General features: G+C 65.7%; 13 protein-coding genes. 10 read left to right on the forward strand and 3 right to left on the reverse strand.

Translation table 11 applies throughout. From position 1 onward, the window contains the following. The first annotated feature begins 62 nt into the window (after positions 1–62). Together AC1DDO_RS01440 and AC1DDO_RS01445 are read left to right on the forward strand one after the other, a co-directional pair. Positions 63–3323 carry an ATP-binding protein gene (locus tag AC1DDO_RS01440; RefSeq protein ID WP_476866442.1) on the forward strand — a complete coding sequence of 1087 codons (3261 nt, stop codon included), beginning with the start codon at positions 63–65 and terminating at the stop codon, positions 3321–3323. A 75-nt stretch (positions 3324–3398) separates the two neighbouring features. Continuing rightward, complete coding sequence (locus AC1DDO_RS01445; RefSeq protein WP_476866443.1) at positions 3399–4805, forward strand: FAD-binding oxidoreductase; 1407 nt, start codon at positions 3399–3401, stop codon at positions 4803–4805. A gap of 174 nt (positions 4806–4979) precedes the next feature. Here AC1DDO_RS01445 and AC1DDO_RS01450 read toward each other — a convergent pair whose 3' ends face one another. Together AC1DDO_RS01450 and AC1DDO_RS01455 are read right to left on the reverse strand one after the other, a co-directional pair. Further along, positions 4980–5957: an ornithine cyclodeaminase family protein gene (locus tag AC1DDO_RS01450; RefSeq protein WP_476971288.1), complete on the reverse strand. Its 978-nt coding sequence runs from the start codon at positions 5955–5957 to the stop codon at positions 4980–4982. Then, the gene (locus tag AC1DDO_RS01455; RefSeq protein ID WP_476866445.1) at positions 5954–7174 is read right to left on the reverse strand and encodes a metal-dependent hydrolase family protein; all 1221 of its coding nucleotides are present in this window, start codon (positions 7172–7174) and stop codon (positions 5954–5956) included. Before AC1DDO_RS01455 ends, AC1DDO_RS01450 begins: the two co-directional genes overlap by 4 nt. Positions 7175–7246: 72 nt before the next feature. Here AC1DDO_RS01455 and AC1DDO_RS01460 point away from each other — a divergent pair, with 72 nt between their 5' ends. The 8 genes from AC1DDO_RS01460 to AC1DDO_RS01495 all read left to right on the forward strand — a co-directional run bounded on the left by AC1DDO_RS01460 (position 7247) and on the right by AC1DDO_RS01495 (position 17274). Further along, positions 7247–7645 (forward strand): M17 family metallopeptidase, encoded by a 399-nt coding sequence (locus tag AC1DDO_RS01460; protein ID WP_476866446.1) that lies wholly within the window; start codon positions 7247–7249, stop codon positions 7643–7645. A 378-nt stretch (positions 7646–8023) separates the two neighbouring features. Further along, complete coding sequence (locus tag AC1DDO_RS01465) at positions 8024–9526, forward strand: xylulokinase (protein WP_476866447.1); 1503 nt, start codon at positions 8024–8026, stop codon at positions 9524–9526. Next, positions 9510–10880 carry an iron-containing alcohol dehydrogenase gene (locus AC1DDO_RS01470; protein WP_476866448.1) on the forward strand — a complete coding sequence of 457 codons (1371 nt, stop codon included), beginning with the start codon at positions 9510–9512 and terminating at the stop codon, positions 10878–10880. The genes AC1DDO_RS01465 and AC1DDO_RS01470 overlap by 17 nt, the downstream gene beginning before the upstream one ends. Positions 10881–11107: 227 nt before the next feature. After that, a complete protein-coding gene (locus tag AC1DDO_RS01475) occupies positions 11108–12859 on the forward strand; it encodes a glycerol-3-phosphate dehydrogenase/oxidase (RefSeq protein ID WP_476866449.1) in 1752 nt (583 codons plus the stop codon). A gap of 416 nt (positions 12860–13275) precedes the next feature. After that, positions 13276–14688, forward strand: a complete 1413-nt coding sequence (gene eat, locus AC1DDO_RS01480) for an ethanolamine permease (RefSeq protein ID WP_476866450.1) — start codon at positions 13276–13278, stop codon at positions 14686–14688. A 173-nt stretch (positions 14689–14861) separates the two neighbouring features. Then, on the forward strand, positions 14862–15686 hold the full coding sequence (locus AC1DDO_RS01485) for an HAD-IIA family hydrolase (RefSeq protein WP_476866451.1): 825 nt from the start codon (positions 14862–14864) through the stop codon (positions 15684–15686). Between the two features lie 92 nt (positions 15687–15778). Next, complete coding sequence (locus tag AC1DDO_RS01490; RefSeq protein WP_476866452.1) at positions 15779–16462, forward strand: hypothetical protein; 684 nt, start codon at positions 15779–15781, stop codon at positions 16460–16462. A 44-nt stretch (positions 16463–16506) separates the two neighbouring features. Further along, the gene (locus AC1DDO_RS01495) at positions 16507–17274 is read left to right on the forward strand and encodes a GntR family transcriptional regulator (protein ID WP_476866453.1); all 768 of its coding nucleotides are present in this window, start codon (positions 16507–16509) and stop codon (positions 17272–17274) included. Positions 17275–17444: 170 nt separating this feature from the next. Here the strand turns inward: AC1DDO_RS01495 and AC1DDO_RS01500 are convergent, their stop codons facing one another. After that, positions 17445–18131, reverse strand: coding sequence for a TM2 domain-containing protein (locus AC1DDO_RS01500; RefSeq protein ID WP_476866454.1), 687 nt, complete (start codon positions 18129–18131; stop codon positions 17445–17447). Between the last annotated feature and the right edge of the window lie 48 nt (positions 18132–18179).

An 18179-nucleotide genomic window follows, 5' to 3' on the forward strand; every position in this document is an offset into this window, starting at 1 on the left:
GCGTGCGTGTGGGAAATTTCGTTGTTCGACAACGCGGGTAGGCGGGCGGATACTGAAGAACCATGAAGCCTACCCAAAGCGGGTTGCGCATCCAGCTTCTCGGCTCGTTCACCGTGTACGTCAACGGGAACGCCGTCGAGAACAGCCACTGGCGGCTGCACAAGGCAAAGGCCGTGGTGGCGATGCTGGCGTTGGCGCGTGGTCAGCGCGGCCGGCGCGAGCAGGTACTGGACCGCCTATGGCCTGACATGGAGCCGGTGGCCGCCGCACGGAATCTGCATCAGACCCTGTACGTCGCTCGACGTACGCTCGCCAGCGCTGGAGCCGGCAGCGACGGCCTGCTCGCAGTCCGCGGTGAAGTGGTGGTGCTGGATGACACTGGCCCGGTCGATGTCGATGTCCTGCAGTTCGAGCGTTCTGCCGCGGCAGCGTTGGCTGCAGGTGTCGAGGCAAGCCTGCGCGATGCAGCCGATTTGTATGGTGGTGACCTTTTGCCGGAGCTGCCGGATACGGATTGGCTGACGACACGCCGCGATGAGCTCCGGGAAATCCACTGCGAAGTACTGGTGAAACTGGCGTCCACGGTGGCGCAGCGCGCGCCGGAGGAAGCGTTGGTCATCCTCACCCATGCGCTCGAATCCGATCCCATCCACGAGGGGGCTGTGCGCGCGCAGATGATGGTGCTGGCTGGGATGGGCCGGCGGTCGGAAGCTTTGGCACGATATGAGCGGCTGGTCGACGAACTCCTCGACGCGTTCGGGACCGACCCGGACACCCGGACGACCGGACTGTTTCGGGAGTTGTTGACCGGCTCGCCGCCCGAGGAACGCCTCCACCAGCCCACCGGCGTGACCGGCAACGACGATGCCATCGGTTATCTGCCATCCCCGTTGACAAGCTTCATCGGGCGCGAGCGTGAGCTCGTTGACGTCGAGCGCCTGATGGGCCATGCTCGCTTGCTCACCCTCACCGGGGCTGGCGGCAGCGGCAAGACCAGACTGGCATTGGAGGCTGCGAAGACAGTACGTCCTGAGTACGTGGACGGAGTCTGGTTTGTCGACCTCGCGGCCGTCGGGGAGTCGCTGCTGGTGGCCGATGCCGTAGCCGAGGTCCTCGGGTTGGATTCCGGCGCGGCACCAAACCGCGTGCAAGCGCTGGTCGACCAACTGCGGCGACGCTCGCTGCTCCTTGTGCTGGACAACTGCGAACACCTGCTGGCGGCCTGTGCGCAACTCGTCGTCGCACTACTCGACGGATCCCCTGGGGTTAAAGTGCTGGCCACCAGCCGGGAGCCACTCCATGCCGACGGGGAGTACACCTACCGGGTGCCGTCGTTGCCCCTGCCCCTGCAGACCGACGGTCTCGACCTGGCCGTGCTGGGCCGTCTGCCCTCTGTCCGGCTTTTCGTTGAGCGGGCAGCGCAAGTCCGGCCGGGTTTCGCTCTCGACGCCGACAACGCGCAGGGGGTGACAGAGTTGTGCCGGCGGCTCGACGGGATGCCACTGGCCCTGGAATTGGCCGCGGCCAGAACCGCCGTACTCGAACCCGCCGAGATCGTCCAGAGATTGGGCGATGCTTTGTCCATGCTCGGCGGGGGAACCAGCGGCGTCACGCGGCACCAGACGCTGCGTGGCACCTTGGAATGGAGCCACGAACTGCTTACCAAACCGGAGCAGGTTCTGCTGCGCCGGCTGTCCGTGTTCGCGGGAGGTTTCACCCTCGACGCCGTGGCAGCAGTCTGCGCCGACGCGCCCCTCCAGCGGATCGAACTGCTCGACCTGTTGGCCAAGCTGGTGGACAAGTCCTTGGTGGTCACCGAAAGAAGGGGCGCCGAGACCCGATACCGGCAATTGGAGACGGTCCGCCAGTTTGGCCACGAGAATCTCGATCATGCAGGTGAGGCGGCTCAACTGGCGGCCGCGCATTGCGCCTACTTCCTTGCCGTCGCCGAATCCCACAATCCCGAACGGGCCACCGGGGTGGTCATCGAACAGCCGAAGGTGCTCGACCGCGAGCACGACAACCTGCGCGCTGCGCTGCGCTGGTCGTGCGCCCACGAGCCCGAGACCGCGCTCCGGCTCGCCGCCAGCCTGTGGCGGTTCTGGTTCGTCCGCGGTCACGCGGTCGAGGGAGCACGTTGGGTCGAGCGTGCCTTGACGGTGGCTCCCGACGCGACCCGGTCCCGCGCGGCCGCCCTAATCGGCCTGACCGGGCTGGACAGCCGGCAGGGCCGCGCAGATCGGCATCGGGCGCTCGGAGCGGAGGCCCTGGCAATTATGCGGGAGATCGGCAACCCTGACGAAGTGGTGATGGCCCGGCTCATTGAGACCTCGCTCGCCTGGAGCACTTTCGACTTGGAAGAGGCCGAACAGCTGGCAGCCGACGTGCACACCGAGGCGGTCGAGGGTGGCAGACCCGAACATTGCGCTGCCAGCAGTTGGCTGCTCGGCCAGTGTGCGTTGTCCCGGGAGGACGGACCACTCGCCGCCCGTCACCTAAACACCTGCCTGAGCGAACTCTCACAGTCTGGCACCAGCACTCCACCCTTCCTGCCGGTAATCACGCCCAGCCTGCAACTTGTCCCGATTGCCGGACGGTTGGTCCCCTGCGTCGAGGAGACCCTGCTGTTGGGCCGGCGGGTTGGCGTTGTCCAAGCCAAAGGCTACGTGCTGTCCGCGATCGGCTACGCGGCCAGGCTTTCGAGAGACACGCAGTCTGCGATATCCGTCATCACGGATGCAGCCGAACATTTCGCCGAGTTAGGAGATGACCTTGCTAGGGCGCAAACACTTCATCAACTTGGCTGCATTCTGCGCGACTGTGGCGACTACAGTGCGGCCGATGAGGCCCTGTCCTTGGCGCGGGAGTTGCGGCTCGGCCTGGGCGACCGGCGCGGCGAGCTGCTGACCGAGATCAATATCGCCCTGCTCCGCGCCATGGGTGGTGACATCGACCGCGGCCTGACAGACGCTCGGCTTTGCCTCTCAGGGTTCGAGTCCGCGGGAGATCAGGTGGGGATGGGCGCCACGTTGACCATTCTCGGTGCCGCCGAACTGATCTCTGGGGAGGTCCGGGCGGCGCGGGAAATGTACAGGCAGGCAGCGGAAAGGGTCGCCCCGTGGCGGCGACACACTGGCTGGCAACGGTTGATGGTCGCAGAACTATCCAACGAGCTCGGCGACCCACATCGGGCGGCCCGCGAAATTGACAGGGCTGGGGCGATTTTCGACCAAACGAGATGCCTCATCGCCGGTCAGCGGCTGGCCGCACTGCGCAGGCGGGACTCGGATGATGATGTTGAGACGGCGTTGAGTGCTCGTTGAGGACGGTTCACTAGCGTTATTCCTGGATCTGGCAAATGGATCTGACAAACAATCAGCAATCAGGAGGAACGCATCGTGACAACGACGCAGACTGGGCCGACCCGCATCGGCGAGGCCACCATCGCCGAGTTTGCCGCGGGCCTGCGCGGCACAGTCGTCCGGCCAGGGGACGCGGACTACGACCACGAACGCAGCATCTGGAACGGGGCCCACGACCGCCGCCCGACGCTCATCGCACGCTGTGCGGGTGTGGCAGATGTGATCCGCACGGTCGATCTCGCGCGCAGCGAGGGGTTGCCGTTGGCGGTTCGCGGCGGTGGCCATTCGATCCCCGGGTTTTCCACCGTCGACGACGGTATCGTGCTGGACCTTTCGCTGATGAAGGGGGTCCAGGTGGACCGTGCCCGCCGCCGCGTGGCGGCACAGGCAGGGTGTACGTGGAAGGACGTGGATGCAGAGACCCAGCAATTCGGGCTTGCGGTGACCGGCGGCCTGGTGTCCTCGACCGGCATCGCCGGCTTCACCACCGGCGGCGGCATCGGCTGGCTCGTGCGCAAGCACGGGCTGGCCAGCGACAACCTGGTCGGCGCCGACGTCGTCACCGCTGACGGGCAGTTTGTTCACGCCAGTGCGGACGAGCACCCCGATTTGTTTTGGGGGCTGCGCGGCGGCGGCGGCAATTTCGGTGTGGTGACGTCCTTCGAGTATCAATTGCACGAAGTGGGGCCCGTCGTCCTGTCCGGCCTGGTTTTCTACCCCGGAGAAGAGGCGGAGCAGGTGTTGAGCGGCTATCGGGCTGCCTGCGCGGCGGCCCCCGATGAGCTGACCACGCTGGTCAACATGACCACGGCGCCGCCGGTCCCGTTCCTGCCAGAATCGGTGCACGGCAAGCCGGTCATCGCCGTGGGAGGGTGCTGGTCCGGAGATCTCGATGCCGGCGAGGCCGCCACCGCGCCCTTCCGGTCGTTGGGCACGGTCATCGCGGATGTCTTCGCGGCCAACCCGTACGCGGGGTGGCAGCAGGCGCTCGATCCGCTGTACCCGCGGGGCGTGCACAACTATTTCCGCTCGGCATTTCTGCCCGGCGCCGACGACGCGTCCATGCGCGTCCTGCTGGACTCGTTTGCAGCATTCCCCAACGCCATGACGGAGATCCACCTGCACCACCTCGGCGGCGCGGTAGGCCGGGTTCCTGCCGAAGCAACGGCCTTCGCACTCCGGGACCAGGAATTCATCGTCAATGTTATTGCGCGCACGCCGACGGCGGAGGGCTTCGCGGATGTCGTCGAATGGGCCCGGGGCGTGACGTCCGCGCTCGGCCCGGATGCGGCGGCCTACGTGAATTTCACAGGTGAAGCGAATACCGCGCTCGTCCGGGCGTCATACCCGGCAGACACCTACCGGCGGCTCGTGGAGCTGAAGAACGAATACGATCCCACCAATCTATTCCGGTTGAACCAGAACATCGCCCCCACAGTGTGACAGCACTGCCTGCGTGACTTGAGGCAGGAAGATCCCCGGGTTTCCGGGGATCTTCCTGCCTGGGCAGGCAAGGAGCGAGCCACTGGGCTCCCGCGGTAACGAACCCCCGACGGCGGCCGCGCACCCCAGACTGGCGCGGCCGCTGGCCGCGCCAGTCTGGGAGGGAGGCCCGCTTCACCCAGCTCCGGGATGCTCCTGGAGAGTTCCGGAGGCGAGCTCGAACGCCCGGGACGCCACCACAATGTCCTCCCAGGACATCCCCACGGCTGTATAGAGGGCGGGCGCGTCCGGCCGCCGTGTGAAGCGGCCCGCAATGAGCTCCGCCAGGTTGGTCAACGGCAGCTCATTCCATTCCTCAACGGATCTGGCCGGAATCAGGTTGCCTGATTCCTGCATGGCCGACGCCCTGCCCTCAACCACCACGTCGGCACGACGCGCCAGGGCAGGGTCGATTTCCCGGGCGTGGAGGCCGTGCGACCCGATGGCGGCAACTATGGCGCCATCCGCCACCGCAGCACTGTCCAGGACCGGGGTCGAGGACGAGGTGGCGCACACGATGACGTCCGCGCCTGGAATGTCCGCGTGGCTGCCGGCGCGGGCGGTCCTGCCGCGGCAGGACCATTTGGCGGCCAGCTGAGCTGCGGCCTCATCGCGGCGGCCGATCACAACCACCTCGGCGACGTCGCAGATTTCCGTGATTGCCCGGATGTGCCGATCCGCCTGCAAGGACGTTCCGACCACGGCCAGGCGGCCGATCGAAGCCGTACCGGCAGTCCGCCGGGGATCTGCTGCCAGCATGTTCTTGATGGCCATGGCGGTGACGGACGACGTCCGGATCAACGTCAGCTCAGCACCGTCCAAGACCGCCAGCGGCGCTAGACTCCGGGCATCAAACAACAGATAGCTGCCTTGGATCTTTGGCTCACCCCGTGCGGGGTTGCCCGGGGCGACGGTGAGCACCTTGATTCCCGCATAGCCGCTGGATTCCGCCGGCATCAGCAGGAATTCGCCGGCACCGAGCGGACTGAACAGCCGGGGCGCGTCCTTTTCCGGATCCAGTCCGTCCAGCAGTTCAGCTCCAAGGGCCGCCACGGAAGCTGCCGGGGTCAGCAACCCTGAGAGCGACGCCGCGTCCAGGAAGGGCAGGGTCATTGCTTTCCTGCGTCGGAAACGATGCGCCCGTGCTGGATGACCGTCCGCGGACGCTGCCCGTCCCATAAAACGGCCGGGTCATCGAACGGGTTGCCGTCCAGGATCAGGGCGTCCCCCGCAGCACCGGGGGCGATCCGGCCAAGGTCAGGGTTCTGGAGGATCTGGGCGTTCACCGCAGTCATTGAACGCAGCGTCTCCAGGACGCCGGCGGCCTCGATCTGAAGCCGCACACCGGTCAGTTGGTCGTCCTCCAGTTCGCCCATCAGATCGGAACCGAAGCCCACCTTGACACCGGCATCCAGTGCCAGGTTGATCGCCGCCTTGCCGGACTCGAGCACCTCGGCGTTCTTTCGCTGGGAGATGGGATTCAGCCCCAGCGCCTCACCCCTGCGGTCCATGGCATGGTAGGCAGCCAGCGTGGGAACCAGGAAGCTGCCGAGTTCGGCCATGAGTGCCGCCGTCTGCCTGTCCAGGAGGTTTCCGTGTTCAATTGACCGAACGCCGTTCTCAATGGAGTGCTTGATGGCCTCCGGCGAATAGGCGTGGGCGGCAACGTAGCTCCCCCTCCGCGAAGCCTCGTCCACCACGGCACGGATTTCTTCTGCCGAGTACTGGGGAAGCCGGATGGGGTCGGTCAGCGAAACCACCCCGCCCGACGTCATGATCTTGATGGCGTGGCTGCCGGTGCGGAACCGGTCGCGGACCGCCTTGCGGAGATTGTCCACCCCGTCCACGACCGCACACATGTGGCCGTGGCTGAAGCAGATGTCCACGTCCGCCGAACGGGGATCCCCGTGGCCGCCCGTCTGGCTCAGGGCCGGGCCGGTGAAGTAGTACCTTGGTGAGGCGAACAGGCCGCTTTTGATGGCGCGGTCCAGGCCGATGTCGCCGCCGGCAACGTCCCGGACGGTGGTGAATCCGCGGTGCAGTGCGGCACCCAGCCGCTGGGTCCCGACAATGGCGGCATAGCTCAGGGGGCTTCGTTCGACCTCCAGACCGCCCAGGCCCACTGCGTAGGCGTGGAAATGTGCGTCAATGAGGCCCGGCACCAGCACTTTTCCGCCGGCATCGATGATGTTGCCCTGCGGGCTCACGTCCCCGACTGCCTCGATATTCCCGTCCCTGAACAGTACGGATCCGGCGGCAAGTTTCGCGGAGGATCCGTCGAAGATCAAGGCATTCTTGACGGTCAAAGTCAGGCTGTTGTCGGTCGACAAGGTGTGTTCCTTTCAAGCGGAGTGGCAAGTTCGGGGGAAGTCAGTTGAGGGTCGAGAGCAGTTGCTTCATGAGTGGATCTTGCCACGCTCACCTATGCCGCCGTGCATGCCCTGGGCGATCGCACGGCAGCCCTCCTTTCCAACGACCATGATCTGCAGGAAGCGATTGTCCACGCGGCCGCCGAAACCGGCGAAGCAGTGTGGCCGATGCCCCTGCCTGCATATCTTGAGGATCAGCTCCGTTCTGCGGTGGCGGACTACAGCAACTTTCCCGGAAGTTCCACGGCCAGGACCCTGACGGCAGGAATGTTCCTCAAGGCCTTCGTTCCCGAAGGGATCCCGTGGGCGCATCTGGATATTGCCGGACCGGCCTGGGCTTCAGCCGGCTACGGAGTCACTCCGGCCGGAGCAACCGGCTTCGGTGTGAGGCTGCTCGGCGCGCTGCTTATTGGGCTGGATTCCCAACGTTGAGGCCGTGACGTTTACCGTTCAACCCGGCCGCCGGTTTCCACATGGATCTGCGCCCGGCACCGTACTCCGGCTGATCCACTCCCCCGGCGCGGTCCTCTGCTGATGGGCGGATTACGTCACGCCGTTGAGGCAGTTGTTGCCTCGCGGAAACAGGCGGAATCCGGAGCGTACCGGCAGGGTGTTTACTCGCTCCACTGCGGTTGGTGGTTGGGCGCCGACGGCCGAGGCGGCCTGCTGCCGAGAGGCCCGATGCGGCCGGTAGGCCCGTTGAGTTGACGGATTGCAGAACACCCCTCTACCCTAGTTATTAGACGTCTGACGACTCACGCAGATGTGATGGCTTTGGGGGAAGGCCGCTGGGATACAAAGGAGTATTTCATGGGATATGTAATCGGATGTGATCTCGGGTCGCAAAGCGCCAAGGCAGTGCTCATGTCATCGGAGGGCGACATCGTCGCAACAGCAAACACTGGCTACGCAATGGCGCATCCGCACAGTGGCTGGGCTGAACAGGACCCGGCGCATTACCGGAACGGCATCGCCTCAAGTGTCCGCGCGGTGCTGGCCCAGACGGGCGTCAAGCCGGCCGACGTGACACACATTGGGCTCTCTAGTCAGGTGGACGGCGTGGTTCCCATTGACGGGAACATGCGCCCGCTGCGGCCGGCAATTATTTGGCTTGACCGGCGTGCAACCGACCAGGTGGCCCGGCTCGGCCGCGCGATCGATCCGGACAGGCTTTTCGCCCGGACGGGGCTGAACCTGGACGCCTCGCACACGGGGCCCAAGCTCATGTGGCTGGCCGACAACGAGCCTGGTGTCTACCGCCAGGCCGCGTCGCTGCCTTCGGTTGGCGGCTACGCCGTCGCCTGGATGACCGGCCGGTCCATTCAGGACCACGCCAACTCCTCATCGTCCCTGCTGTACGACGTCGTGGCGCGCGACTGGAGCGATGAACTCATCGACGCAGCCGGGCTTGACCGGGCAAAGCTCCCGGAAATTGGCCGGGCCACCGATGTGGCCGGCACGTTGACCGCGGAGGCCGCCGAAGCGCTCGGTCTCACCACGAATTGCGCAGTCGTGGTCAGCACAGGTGATGACCACGCCGCATGCCTGGGCGCGGGGGGCGTCCGCCCCGGGGTGGTCGTCGACATCTTGGGCACGGCCGAGCCGGTCGGCGTCTCGAGCAACGTACCCGTCTTCGACGAGACCAAACTCGTCGAAACCCATGCGCACGCGGTCGACGGCACCTATCTGATCGAAAACCCCGGTTTCGTCTCCGGCGGCAACACGTTGTGGTTTGCCAAAAATGTGTTGGGCATCAGCCAGCAGGAGTTCTTCGATCGCGCCGCCCAGTCACAGCCGGGGGCCCGCGGGGTCCGCTTCATCCCGGCATTGACCGGATCGATGGCGCCACGGTGGAACGACGGGCTGCGCGGGACGTTCTCCGGGCTGTCCATGAACCATGACTCCGCCGACATGGCCCGCGCGATCATCGAAGCGAACTGTTTCGCGTTCCGGGACATCTATGACCGAATCGACGCCATGGGCCTGGCCCAGTCAGTCCGGGTCGTCGGCGGCGGAGCGCGCAGCGCGCTGTGGCTTTCGGCGAAGGCGACTCTCTGCGGGACGCCGATCGCCAAGGTGCTGACCGAAGAGACCAGCGCAACGGGTGGGGCGCTGCTCGCCGCCGTTGCCGCAGGCACCTTCCCCAGCCTCGAATCAGCAGTCGACGCCGTCGTCGAGCTTGATCCCGTCACCATCGATCCCGTACCGGCCCACGTCGAGGCCCTTGAATCGGCCTACCAGGAATACCGCTCTCTCTTCGACGCAGTTGAATCAATCTCCCAGAAGGAATTACGCTATGACGCTCTCGTCTGACCTGGACCACTACCTCACCCACCCGCTGGTCGGCCTCGACCAGGTCGTCATCGGCCCCGACGTGCTGGACTCCGTCCGGGACATCGTCGCCGCCCTGCCGGCCCACAACAACATCGCGCTGCTCACCGACGAGGACGAGTACACCACCGGCTCCGGCGCGTTCCTCAAGCCCGCCGTCACCGGTCTCCTGGAAGCCCTCGGCACAGTGACCAAAGTCGTCCTCCCCGGCCACGTCCACGCCGACGAAGCGACGGTCAGCGCCGCGACTGCCGGCTGCGAGGACGCCGACGTTGTCGTCACTATCGGCTCGGGCACACTATGCGACATTGGCAAGGTCGCCGCCGGGAACCGGCCCCACGTCGTCGTACAAAGCGCCGCCTCGGTCAACGGCTTCGCCGACGACCAGTCCGTGCTGCTCATCAACGGCGTGAAGCGCACCGCCCACTCCGGCTGGCCCAGCGCCCTGGTCGTGGACAGCAACGTCCTCGAGGGCGCCCCGGCCCTGCTGAACCGCTCCGGCCTCGGCGACATGATCTCCATGTTCACCGCCCCCGCGGACTGGTACCTGTCCTCCCTAGTCGGGATGGACCGGGGCTTCTCAGCCGAGGCCGCGACGATGACCCGCCGCCACGGCGCCGAACTCCTGGGCCTGGCCGAAGGCGTGGGGGCCTCCGATCCCGAGTCCCTGGCCACCTTGGCCAAGTTCGTGACCCTCTCCGGCATCTCGATGGGCGTCGCGGGACAGACCTCCCCCTCCTCCGGGATGGAACACGTCGTGAGCCACATGCTGGACATGGCCAACGCCGCCCGGGGCAAGGACACCGCCCACCACGGTGCCCAGGTGGGCGTAGCGACCGTCGTTGTCGCCATTCTGTGGCGAAAGATGAACGAACGGCTCAGCGCCGGAAGTATCGGCACACTCCGGCTCCCCGATTCGGCGGACGCGGAGCGCACCGTGCGGGAGGCCTTTGACTGGATGGATGAGGCCGGCGCCACGAGCAACGAGTGCTGGTCCGACTATTCCAAAAAGCTCGAACACCTGCGCGCCGTCGACGCCGGAACGAAAATCCGCGAAGCGGCCGGATCCTGGCCAGCACACGCCGAGGTACTCTCGGGCCTGCTGGGAGAACCGGAAGCCATCGTCGCGGCGCTTCGCGCGGCCGGCGCACCCACTCGGTTCTCCGAGCTCGAAAACGCCAGCAAAGAGGACGACGTTATCTGGGCCCTCACGAACTGCCACCTCATGCGCAACCGCTTCAACATCGCCGACCTCGCCTACCTCACCGGCGCATGGACCGCGACCGATGTCCTGGCAGCCTTGGCCGAGGCAGAACGGATCGGCGCCGGCCTCTAACCCCCGGCACCACCCGCCGCGTTTCCGGTGCACTACCCGGCGTCCCGGGAACGCGGCGCCCCGGCAGCCGCCGGCAAGGACCACGCGGTCCACCGGCCGGCCTGATGACGTCACATGAGCACAACCAATACCTCGCAAAACGACAAGTATTTTTATTCGTCAGACGTCTAACGAATAATCCCTATTGAGACCTGCCGGCGAAGGCAGGCAGACCCTTGGAGGCCAGAATGAGCAAGTCCGCCACTCCCCCCGGAACCGGGCGACTCAACATTGCGCAACGCGAATCAGCCCGCGCCGCGATGAAGTCACAGGTGCTCGACGTGCTTGTTATTGGCGGCGGCGTTGTCGGCGCGGGTGCGGCATTGGACGCAGCATCGCGGGGACTCACGGTCGGCATTATCGAGAAGAGCGACTGGGCCAGCGGGACCTCCAGCCGGTCCTCCAAGTTGGTGCACGGGGGAATCCGCTACCTGGAGCAGCTCAACTTCAAGCTGGTCAAGGAAGCCCTTGTGGAGCGCGGGCTTCTCTTGCGAAGAATCGCACCCCACCTGGTAAAGCCTGTCTCGTTTCTCTATCCCGTCACCACCCCGTTGATTGAGCGGCTGTACGTGGGTGCCGGGATGGCCCTGTATGACCTGTTCAGCTATGCAGGCGGCCGGCACCCGGGCGTTGGATTGCATCGTCACCTCAGCCGCAAGCGTGTCCGGGCTGAACTGCCGGGCCTGAACCGCGCTGCTTGCCGCGGAGGAATCAGCTACTTTGATGCCCAGGTCGATGACGCCAGGCTGGTCGCAACCATCGTTCGCACTGCGGTGTCACGGGGCGTCCATGCCATGAATCGCGCCGGCGCCGCGGAGATCTTGCCCGGCACCGGCAGCGCAAACCATACGGTGCTCGTCTCGGATGAAGAGACAGGCGAGCGGTTCGAGGTGCAGGCACGCTCCATCATCAATGCCACGGGCGTGTGGACTGCCGAATCGCAAACCATGATCGGCATCGACTCTGCAGTGGAAGTGACCATGTCCAAGGGCGTTCATATCCTCGTTGACCGTGATCGTTTCCCGTCAACGATGGGATTGATCCTGCGGGCAGGGGCCAGCGTCCTTTTCGTCATCCCCTGGGGGAACTACTGGATCATCGGCACTACCGACACGCCATGGGACCTCGGAAAGACGAACCCCTCCGCCACCTCCGCCGACGTTCAGTACCTGCTCGATCATGTCAACAAGGTGCTCGAATTCCCGATCGTCCACGAGGATATTCTCGGCGTCTACGCCGGACTCCGCCCGCTGGTGAAAGGCACGGCAGGCTCCACGGCGCAACTGAGCAGGGAACACGTGGTTGACGTGCCCCACGAGGGCATCGCGGTCATCGCCGGCGGCAAACTCACCACATACCGCGTCATGGCAAAAGACGCTGTGGACGCGGCGACAAAGGGGCGGATTACTGCCCGCCCCTCGCAAACGCTGGACCTGCCCCTTCTCGGCGCCGAGAAATTCGTTGCCGCCGATGTTGAAAGCGTCTGCGCCTACGTGCTCGAAACCCTCGGGCTGCCGCCCAGTCACGCAGCACGCTTGGTCGGTCGCTACGGAAACATGGCGACAGAGGTCTTGAAGCCTGTGGCTGAGAACCCAGTGCTCGGGCTGGAGATTTACGGCGGTGGCGGCGCCCTTCTGGCAGAAGCGCTATACGCGGTCACGCACGAGGGCGCCCTTCACCTGGAGGACATCCTTGAGCGCCGCTTGCGCATTTCCATCGAATCCAAGGACTTCGGCGAAGAGGCCGCGTCCGAGGTCGCCCGCGCCGTGGCCCCGGCCATGGGTTGGACTGCACAAGAGGTCGACGACGAACTGGAGCACTATCAGGAGTTTGTGCGCCTCCAACGGGAAGCGACCTCTCTACCCAACGATTTCTCTGCCAATGCCGTCATGAGGAATGCCACGCCTGCCACTCACGCGGCGGCCGGCGTCCGCTTGTAACCACCGCGGTGCCGGGCCCCTAATGTTCAAGCCCGGCATCCCGCGGTCCCGCCGGCCAGCTCCCGGTGACGTCGCTGATTCACTGGCTTCGCCGACGTCACCATAAGCACCACCACTCCGGGCAGAACCAATCCCGGTAAACTCGTGAAAACTTTTTCTTGTTAGACGTCTAACGACTTGGTATGCTTGATGAAGAGGGCCACGAAGGCCCGTTCCGGACAAGTTCCCTGCCGAAGACGTCAGAGAAGAACCAGGCCGCCGCCCGCCGGCAGCCGTTCGTATCACCCCGGCGCCGGAACGTTGATGTTCCAGCCGCCACCCAGCCACGGATTGTCCCCGGGGCTTCCTCGCCAAATATCAGACGGTCCATGTCCCGTGGTGCCGATGATTGATACAACCCGCAAAGGAGCAGGTCAGTGTCACAAACAGTTACAACTCCCCCCGTGCAGGCGGAGGGCAAGAAGAAACACCTCACCAAAGTGGCAGGACCCGTACTGCTGTGGGGCATCGGCGTCGGCGCCGTAATCTCCGGCGACTACTACGGTTGGAACGCAGGCCTCGGACTCACCGGCTACTGGGGCTACCTGATCGCGATCGCCATCATGGGCCTGCTCTACGCCGGCCTCTCAACGGTCATCGGCGAACTGTCTGCAGCAGTACCGCATGCCGGCGGAGCCTACGCCTACGTCCGCACAGCCCTCGGCCGGGTCTGGGGATACCTCGCCGGGGTGAGCGTTCTTCTCGAATTCGTATTTGCCCCGGTCGCAGTGGCCCTGACCGTCGGCGCCTACGTCCAAGTCCTCTTCCCCGACGTACCGATCCTGGTCAGCGCCGCGGTCCTCTACATCGGCTCCACGGTGGTCCACCTGCTGGGTGCCGGTAACTCCATGAAGATCGAGTTCGTGTTCACTGCCGTCGCGGTCATCGGCCTCATTGTCTTCATGGTCATCGGTGCTCCGAAGATGTCACTGGATAACCTGAACGCCTACTCCGGCGGTGCCATCCTGCCCAACGGCATTGGCGGCCTCTGGGCCACCCTGCCGCTCGCCGCCTGGTTCTTCTTCGCCATCGAAAGCCTCCCGATGGCGGCGGAGGAGACCAAGAACCCCGCCAAGGACATCCCCAAAGCCCTGATCATGGCCTTCATCACCCTCGCCGTGGTCGGCATCGGCACCCTCACTGTCGCCGCCGGCGTCGGCGGGTCCGACTTCCCCGGAGCCGCTGCCCCGCTGACCGTGGCCCTGTCCAACGTCGTGGGCTCCCAGACCTGGATCGTCCCGGTGATCGCCAGCTTCAGCCTCGCGGCCCTGGTCGCCTCATTCCACGCGATCGTTATTGCCTACTCACGCCAGACCTTCGCTCTCTCCCGGGCCGGCTACCTGCCGGCGTGGCTGTCCAAGCTCAACAAGCACCACGCCCCGATCGGCTCGCTCGTCGTCCCCGGCATCGTCGGCTTCGTCTTCGTCGTCCTCGGCGCCACCATCCTCCCGGACGCCATCCCGGTCCTGGTCACCCTGTCGGTGCTCGTCGCGGCTGTGTCCTACATGCTGATGATGGCGGCGGCCCTGGTGTTGCGGAAGAAGCGCCCCGAGCTGCACCGCCCCTACAAGGCCCGCGGCGGACGCGTCACCATGTGGATCGCCCTGGTCCTGGCCGGGATCCTGATCCCCGCCGCTCTGGTCAGCTTCCCGCTCGCATTCGTCATCGCCGCAGTCATGGTGGCCCTGTTCATGGCCTACTACTTCGCCGTCGGCCGCAAGCGGGTCGGCAACTACACCGCCGAAGAAGAACTGGCACTGACCGATCACGCTCTGACCGAAGAAGCCTGACCCAACAGGTCTGACCGCCCGGCGGGGGCCGCTGCAACCCAGCAGCCCCCGCCCGGCACCCCACCGCCTTACCGCACAAAAGTTTCAGCAAGACCGCATTCAAACTTGAGTCGTCAGACGTCTAACGTTAGACTTGTATTAGAGGCTCCACAAGAGCCGAAAGGAGGGCAAAGATGCCCGTTCAACTACTGGCCAAAGAAGAAGCGACCCGGCCCGCGACAACCCCGCTGTACCGGGGCTACGCCTTCGACCTGGACGGCACCCTGTATCTCGGTGATGACCTCATCGAGGGCGCGGACGCCGTCGTGGCAGCGCTGCGCGAATCCGGCGCCCGGGTGGTGTTTGTGACGAACAAACCCCTCGAGACCGCCGAGGCCTACGCGGCGAAGCTGACCAAGCTGGGCATCCCGGCAGTTGCAGAAGATGTGATCTCGGCCCTGGACGCCCTGACCCTGTACCTGGCCGACCGGCATCCCGGGGCCCGGGTCCTTGCGGTGGGCGAGCCGGTCCTCATCGACTCGCTGCGCTGCGCCGGGTTCACCGTGACCGAAAACCCGGCGGAGACCGACGTCGTCGTCGTGTCCTTCGACCGGACCTTCGACTACGACAAACTCACCAGGGCATACCAGGCGGTCAACGCCGGCGCCGTCATTGTGGCCACGAACCCCGACCCGTACTGCCCCACCCCGGACGGAGGCCTCCCCGATTGCGCAGCCATGCTCGCAGCAATCGAGGCCTGCACCGGCGGCCGTGCCGAGGCGATTGTCGGCAAGCCGAGCGTCCACATGGCCAACGCCTTCCTGCACCGGCTCGGAGTTCCGGCCGACCAGGCCGTCATGGTCGGTGACCGGCTGCTGACCGACGTCGCCATGGGCCTGAACGCCGGCATGGCCTCGGCACTCGTGATGTCCGGGGCGACAACGAATGACCATCTCGCCGCTTCAACGATCCACCCAACCCACGTCCTCGACGACGTCCGCGGGCTCATCGCAGCCTGACCGCGCCGGGGCACCAAGTACCTAACAAGCCCCAACCTTCAACGCCCAACCCCGAATACGTTCCACACCAAACACCAAGAAAGAACAAAACAATGTCTGAATTCATCTTCATGCTGACCCACAACGACCGCACCGTCGACAACGCCCTCGAGGTTCTCGAGCAGGTCAAGGACACCGGGCTGCGCCACATCGGTTTCAAGGACGTCGGCGCCACCCCGGAGAAGGCCCGCGAGCTGACCGCCGCCGCGCACGCCGCAGGACTCGTGGTCTACCTGGAGATCGTCTCGGTGGACAAGGCCGATGAGATGGCATCCGTGGACGCCGCCATCGCCGCCGGCGTGGACTGGATCGTGGGCGGCAAGTTCGCCGCCGAAGCCGTCGAAAAGCTCGCCGGCACCGGCATCAAGTTCGCCCCCTTCCCGGGCCGCGTCGCCGGGCACCCCAGCGCGCTGCTGGGCTCCATCGAGGAGATCACCGCGCACGCCGCCGAACTCTCCAAAATGGACGGCGTCCACGGCGTGGACCTGCTCGCCTACCGCCACGCCTCCGTTGACCCGCTGGAACTCACCGCCGCCGTCGCGAAGGTCGTCGACGGGCCCACCATCGCCGCGGGCTCGGTCGTGACCGAGGCCCAGATCCGCGGACTCGCCGAAGCCGGCGTCTGGGGCTTCACCATCGGCGCGGCCATCTTCGACGGCAAGCTCCCCGGTGAGAAGGATGTCGTGTCCCAGGTCCGCACCGCGCTGGCTTTCGCGCACGACGGCGCCAGGGTCTAACCCGGCCGCCAGTACACTGGAATCATCGTCACAGGGAGGACACCATGGCAAGTCGCCGGCCAAATCTTGCAGAACAGGTTCGAGATGAACTCACCGAGCTCATCAGCAACGGCACGTATGTGGTCGGCGACCGGCTCCCCAACGAAGACGAAATGTCCGTGAAGTTCGCCGTCAGCCGGGCCACCGTCCGCGAAGGCTACCGGGCCCTGATCGACGCCGGGTACCTCTCCCGCCTCCACGGCAAGGGAACCTACGTCACCCGGGTCCCGCAGCGCCACGCCCTGGACCTAAACGTCAGCTACACCGCGATGATCCAGGCCGCCGGGTTCACCCCCAGCATCCGGATCATCTCACAAAGCGTGCAGCCCGCAGACGACAGCGACCGAGCCCGGCTCCGCCTGGACCGCGGAGCCGCGGTCGTGGTCGTCGAACGGGTCCGGTTCGCCGATGACCGCCCCGTCGTCTACAGCGTGGACCGGGTGCCGCTGGCCCTCGTGCCCGAAGCGATCCGGGGCAACCTAGGCCCGTCGCTGTTCGACCTGCTCGAAAACCTCAATCACGGGGTCAGAAACGGCCGGGCCAAGCTCCTCCCCGTCCTCGCCGGACCCCCAGAAACCGCGCAACTGCAGGTCAAGGACGGCGTCCCTCTGCTCTACTTCGACGAGGTCGACTACGACGAGAACGGCACACCAGTGCTCGCCTCCTTCGAATGGCACACCAGCGACGTCTTCGAGATGTGGCTCAACCGGCGCGCACAACCGCCAGCGCAACGTTTGGAGAACGCACCGGCTCTTACTGAATCGCGGTCGTAAATCCACCCCGAATAACTCCCGAACAACGGCCGGTCACGCCCACAGCGTGCCCGGCCGTTCTCATTTGGGTTCCGTCCATGGTCGGCACGGTGGGGGCCGGCTGATTCGGCCATGGACGCGCCATATGGAAGACTCGGGGGCACCTCCCGCGTCGGCCCATAGCGCACTTGCTACCGGGGAAGCCGGTATTCCGCGGCCGTGAGGTGCCAGAGGGTGCCCGTAGTGCTGATGATCAGTGTGTAGATCCCCGGCCGCAGGGTGACGCCGATCGCCCCGGCACGGGCCTTGACCAGGGAGAGAACGGTGAGGGCGGGTCCTTTCGCGGGCTGCAGGTAGACGACGGCCGGCCCCGTGAAGGTGTACTCAATGTGGAGGTTGCCGGTTACCGTCACCACCGGCCCAGGGGGTTTGGTGGCGGAGGCCTCCGCGACCGTGACCAACTCTTTCACCGGTGGCGGCGGGGCCGGGTTCAGCAGTTCGTTCAGGCCGGTAACAGTGGCCGTGATTGTCCCGGTGACGGGGGCCGCGGTGACGTAGACCACCTCACCCACGAGGGCGGCGGCCACGGCGATCGAGGCCAGGCGCAGGCCGCGGCGCTGGGAGTTGGTCCCCAAAAGTGGCATGGATGCACCGTCTGCGGCGAATTCGTTGGTGATCCGGAACAGGTCAATGAGCCACCAGATGCCCGCTCCCCCGAGCGTCAACAGCTTCAGGGTGCCGGTGACAGGCTTGTGAAGGTAGAACCGGTCCGCGCCGGTGAAGCCCAGGAACAACGCCAGCAACCAGGCGGTGCGCAGGGAACGACGCGGCGGGAGGTCGCGTTCGAAGAAGAGCCCGTACTGCTCGGTCAGGGGCACATATTGATTTTCGAACAGCCGGAACGGGAAAGTCCACGGTCTTCCGGC

This window comes from Arthrobacter sp. 10N43 (assembly GCF_056394525.1).